The organism is Empedobacter sp. UBA7494 (assembly GCF_002478465.1).
Classification (GTDB): Bacteria; Bacteroidota; Bacteroidia; order Flavobacteriales; family Weeksellaceae; genus Empedobacter; species Empedobacter falsenii_B.
Window position 1 is genome coordinate 1 of the sequence record NZ_DLOC01000002.1, and the last position, 5,207, is coordinate 5,207.

The window sequence follows — 5,207 nt, forward strand, 5'->3', positions numbered from 1 at the left end:
TGTAAACGTGTGAACTTGTAACTCCTTCACTTGTTAACTTCTTCACTTGTCAAATGGTGAACTTGTAAATGTGTGAACGTGTGAACGTGTTAACTTCTTCACTCCTTCACTTGTTAACTTCTTCACTTGTTCACCTCTTCACTTGTTCACTTCTTCACTTCTTCACTTCTTCACTTGTTAACTCCTTCACTTCTTCACTTGTTCACTTGTTAACCTCTTCACCTCTTCACTTCTTCACTTCTTCACTTGTTACCCCCTTAACCTTAAACTCTTCAAACGATTGTGCTTCTTGATCTTTTTCAGAAATTATCATTTTATCTGTTGGAATTTGCCAATCTATATTCAGTTCGCTGTCTAAAGGATTAATGCCGTCTTCTGACTCTTTGTTATACCCATTGTCACATTTATAGAAAAATGTAGCTGAATCAGAAATCACCGAAAATCCATGTAAAAATCCTCTCGGAATAAACAATTGCTTTTTGTTATCTGCTGATAATTCTACAGCTACATATTGACCATAGGTTTCAGAACCTGGGCGAACATCAACTGCAACATCAATTACAGCACCTTCTACCACACGAACCAATTTTGCTTGGGCATGTTCTCCTGCTTGCATATGTAAACCACGAACAACACCATAAGATGAATTAGATTGATTATCTTGAACAAAAGTTGGCTTGTATCCCAAAATTTCTTCCAATTTATTCTCGTTATATGATTCGAAGAAATATCCTCTCGAGTCTTCAAAAACAGTTGGTTCTAAAATAAAACAACCTTTTAATTTAGTTTCTGTTGCTTTCATTTAATTGTCAATATTGTTTTATAATGTTAATAAAGTTGATAAGGTTATAAAAGGTTGATAAGGTTAGATAGATATAAAAAGGTTAATCTATTCTCAATGATTTAATCAATTTAGAAAGCATACTTTTTATATAATTTATACTCTTTTGAAATTGTATTAAATTACCAATAAATCCTAATCGAAAAGCTATTTCCAATTGCGTTTCAAGTTCACTTACTGAACCTAGCGCAATATAAAGAAAACGTATAAACTCAGCTTGACTTTGTCGACCTGCTCCTTCTGCAATATTACTTGGGATAGAGACCGCACTCCGTTTCATTTGACTGGTTAATGCATAAAGCTCTTCCTTAGGAAAATGATTCGTTATTTTATAAATCTCTACAACTAAATTCATGCTTTCTTGCCAAACTTTTAATTCTTTATGACTAGCCATATTTTTTAAAGTTTTATATGTGTGGTGGTAAAAAAGGCTTAAGTTGAAATGAGAAAATAGAGAAATGGGGAGAACTAACTTTCTTAACTTTCTTAACTTTCTTAACTTTCTTAACTTTCTTAACTTTCTTAACTTTCTTAACCTTCTTAACTTTCTTAACCTTATTAACTATTAATTATACTGATTTTCGTAATAATTTTGGTAATCGCCAGATGTTACATGATCCAACCATTCTTTGTTTGATAAAAACCAATCAATTGTTAGACTCAAACCTTGTTCAAACGTCACACTTGGTTTCCAGCCTAATTCTTCGTTGATTTTTGTTGCATCGATGGCATAACGTAAATCATGTCCTGGTCGATCTTTCACAAAGGTGATTAATTGTTCTGAAGTTCCTGCTTCTTTCCCTAACTTTTCGTCCATTTGTTTACACAATTCTTTCACCAAATCGATGTTTTTCCATTCGTTGAAACCTCCTACATTGTAAGAACCTCCATTTTTTCCTTCGTGGAAAACTAAATCAATCGCCTTGGCATGATCGATTACAAATAACCAATCGCGCGTATATTTTCCATCTCCATAAATGGGAAGTGGATTTCCGTTCAAAATATTATGAATACACAATGGAATTAATTTTTCTGGAAAATGATTTGGTCCGTAATTGTTAGAACAATTCGTCATCACAATTGGTAAACCATAGGTATCATGATAAGCTCTTACAAAATGATCCGAAGATGCTTTTGAAGCCGAATAGGGCGAATGAGGATCATAAGACGTTTCTTCTGTAAAAAAACCTTCATCACCCAAAGCGCCAAAAACCTCATCTGTCGATACATGATGAAAACGTTTTCCTTCGAAATCCTGTGCTGAGCCTGTCGAAGCATCTTGCCAAATCGTTTTTGCAGCATTCAAAAGATTAACCGTACCAATCACATTCGTCATCACAAAATCTAACGGATTTGTAATCGAACGATCGACATGAGATTCGGCAGCTAAATGAATAACCCCATCTGGTTGATACTGTTCAAAAACCTCTAAAATATGTTTTGCATCCGTAATATCAGCTTTTACGAATTCGTAATTTGATTTACGTTCGATATCTTTCAAATTCTCTAAATTTCCCGCATACGTCAACGCATCAAGGTTGATGATTTTCGTTTCAGGATAGTTTAAGACAAATTCTCTTACAACGTGAGATCCGATAAATCCAGCTCCTCCAGTAATTAAAATAGTTTTCATAGAATTCTTATAGTCGTTTATCAACTTCTTCTTTAGGCAAAGCCCCTTTTACATCATAAATCACACCGTTTTCTTTTAAATAATCAGTTAACTGAAGATTTAAAAATTCGTTGTGTGAAACAGTCAAGATAATGGCGTCGAATTGGTGAACTGGTGAACTGGTGAACTGGAAAACCTGATCCAATGTATTACAAAAAGTTATTCCGTATTCATGGTTTACCTCATCCGGGTTAGCCCAAGGGTCTAACGTTGTCACCTCTATTCCATATTCTTCTAAAGCATGAATCACATCAATTGCTTTTGAATTTCGTATATCGGGGCAATTTTCTTTAAAGGTAATTCCTAAATTGAGAATTTTTGCGCCTTTTACTTTGATATCGTTGTGAATTAATAATTTTACAACCTGAGAAGCTACAAACGCTCCCATCGAATCATTTAATCGTCTTGCTGCTAAAATTAATTCAGAATAATATCCAATTTCTTGTGCTTTTTGAGCCAAATAAAATGGATCAACACCGATACAATGTCCACCAACCAAACCTGGTTTGAATGGTAAAAAATTCCATTTTGTACCTGCAGCTTCCAACACATCATTGGTATCAATATCCATTAGCGAAAAAATCTTCGATAATTCGTTAATAAACGCAATATTGATATCACGTTGCGAATTTTCGATCACTTTTGATGCTTCTGCAACCTTGATTGTCGGTGCTAAATGCGTCCCTGCAACAATTACGGATTGATATAAATCGTCAACAATTTTTCCAATTTCTGGCGTTGAACCTGATGTTACTTTTAAAATTTTCTCAACCGTGTGTTTTTTATCGCCTGGATTAATTCGCTCTGGTGAATATCCCGCATAAAAATCTTGGTTAAACTTCAATCCCGAAGAATGTTCCAATACTGGAATACATTCTTCTTCTGTAACACCTGGATAAACCGTAGATTCATAAATAACAATATCATTTGGTTTCAACACTTTACCTACCGTTTCCGAAGACTTTTTAAGCGGTGTTAAATCTGGACGATTATTTTTATCCACAGGAGTTGGAACGGTTACGACATAGATATTAGCGTCTTTGATATCGTCTAAATTAGCTGAACAGAATAAACCATGGGTTGGTTGAGCTGTTGAATCGTTTAATTGATTAATTGGATTCTCAGTAACTAAAACTGATTGCAATACTTCATCAGAAACCTCTAATGTTAAGTCGCGTCCTTGGTTTAATTCAGCAATACGTTTCTGATTGATATCAAACCCAACAACAGGGTATTTTGTTGCAAATAATCGAGCCAAAGGTAAACCTACGTACCCTAAGCCAATTACTGCTATTTTATGTTGTTGATTCATTTATTATAATATTTTCTGTACCATTGTACAAAGTTATACACTCCTTTGTCAACCGGATAATGAGGATTATAACCAAATTTATCTTTCAACTCTTGGACATCTGCCCATGTTTGATTGACATCTCCTGCTTGCATCGGATACATTTCTAAAATAGCTTTTTCACCTGTCGAAAGCTCAACTTCTTTGATAAAATCCATTAATTGAACAGGTTTACTATTTCCTATATTGTATAATTGGTATTTTTCTTTAATATTTTTATCTTCAAGTATTTTGTCTATTCCTTGAATAATATCATCAATGTAAGTGAAATCGCGTGACAAATCGCCGTGATTAAACACTTTTAAGGGTTGATGATTCAAAATAGCATCTGTAAACAAAAACATGGCCATATCTGGTCGTCCCCAAGGTCCATAAACGGTAAAAAAACGTAAACCTATGGTTTGGAAATCGTACAAATGGCTATACGCATGCGCCATAAGCTCGTTTGCTTTTTTGGTAGCTGCGTATAAACTAATAGGATGATCAACATTTTGATTTGTTGAAAAAGGAACATCTGAAGAGTTTCCGTAAATACTTGAACTACTTGCGTACAGTAATTTTTTGACGTTATAATTTCGGCAACATTCTAAAATATTTAGAAAACCGACCAAATTACTTTGTCCATAGGCATCAGGATTTTCGATACTATACCGAACACCAGCCTGAGCTGCCATATTAACAACCGCATCAAACGAATATGTTTTAAAAAGTTGAGCCAATGACTCTTTATCTTCTAAATTCATGCGATAGAAAATCATCTTTTCTTCGTATTTAGAAGAAAGAACTTTCTGCCCAAAATTTGAAGCAAATTCTTGATTGATTCCTAATTCTTTTAATCGATCATATTTTAACTGAACAGTGTAATAATCGTTAATGTTATCAATTCCAACAACTTTGATGTTTTTTTCGATTAATTTTTCAGCTAAATGGTAACCTATGAAACCAGCTACACCAGTTATGAATACTGTTTTCATTATTTCTCCTTTTCAGAAGTCGCAACTACTTTTCTTAATCCAGAACTAGAGAAGCGGTGTGTACGCTTGTTGTAGTAAATTTGAATATGATTATCTAAACAATATTGTTTTCCCGTAAAGTCGATATTTCGGTATTCTTCCCCTATAATTCTAACATTTATGGGTAAAGCACTTAACATATCAAACAAATCTTGTTCGGTTTCGTAAGGAATAATTTCGTCGACATATCGACAACCTTCCAATTGAATATAACGCTCTACGATGGATTGTGTAGGGCTATTTTTTGAAGGGTCTACACTTGCAGGATCTGTATTAAGTCCTACAATTAGGTAGTCGCATTGTCTTTTGGCTTCTTCGAGCATCATCACA

Annotated in this window: 6 protein-coding genes; all 6 read right to left on the reverse strand. The window is 34.2% G+C overall.

Annotated features, from left to right (window positions below):
• Window positions 1-226: 226 nt before the first annotated feature.
• The 6 genes from rfbC to B4E95_RS00190 all read right to left on the reverse strand — a co-directional run bounded on the left by rfbC (window position 227) and on the right by B4E95_RS00190 (window position 5,206).
• A complete protein-coding gene (rfbC, locus tag B4E95_RS00165) occupies window positions 227-802 on the reverse strand; it encodes a dTDP-4-dehydrorhamnose 3,5-epimerase (RefSeq protein ID WP_291088946.1) in 576 nt (191 codons plus the stop codon).
• 82 nt (window positions 803-884) lie between these two features.
• Window positions 885-1,235 (reverse strand): four helix bundle protein, encoded by a 351-nt coding sequence (locus tag B4E95_RS00170; protein ID WP_291088949.1) that lies wholly within the window; start codon window positions 1,233-1,235, stop codon window positions 885-887.
• Between the two features lie 171 nt (window positions 1,236-1,406).
• Window positions 1,407-2,474 (reverse strand): dTDP-glucose 4,6-dehydratase, encoded by a 1,068-nt coding sequence (gene rfbB / locus B4E95_RS00175; RefSeq protein WP_291088952.1) that lies wholly within the window; start codon window positions 2,472-2,474, stop codon window positions 1,407-1,409.
• Between the two features lie 7 nt (window positions 2,475-2,481).
• Complete coding sequence (locus tag B4E95_RS00180; RefSeq protein ID WP_291088955.1) at window positions 2,482-3,825, reverse strand: nucleotide sugar dehydrogenase; 1,344 nt, start codon at window positions 3,823-3,825, stop codon at window positions 2,482-2,484.
• On the reverse strand, window positions 3,822-4,838 hold the full coding sequence (locus tag B4E95_RS00185; RefSeq protein WP_291088958.1) for an NAD-dependent epimerase/dehydratase family protein: 1,017 nt from the start codon (window positions 4,836-4,838) through the stop codon (window positions 3,822-3,824). Before B4E95_RS00185 ends, B4E95_RS00180 begins: the two co-directional genes overlap by 4 nt.
• Window positions 4,838-5,206 carry an adenylyltransferase/cytidyltransferase family protein gene (locus B4E95_RS00190; RefSeq protein ID WP_291088961.1) on the reverse strand — a complete coding sequence of 123 codons (369 nt, stop codon included), beginning with the start codon at window positions 5,204-5,206 and terminating at the stop codon, window positions 4,838-4,840. Before B4E95_RS00190 ends, B4E95_RS00185 begins: the two co-directional genes overlap by 1 nt.
• Window position 5,207: the final 1 nt, after the last annotated feature.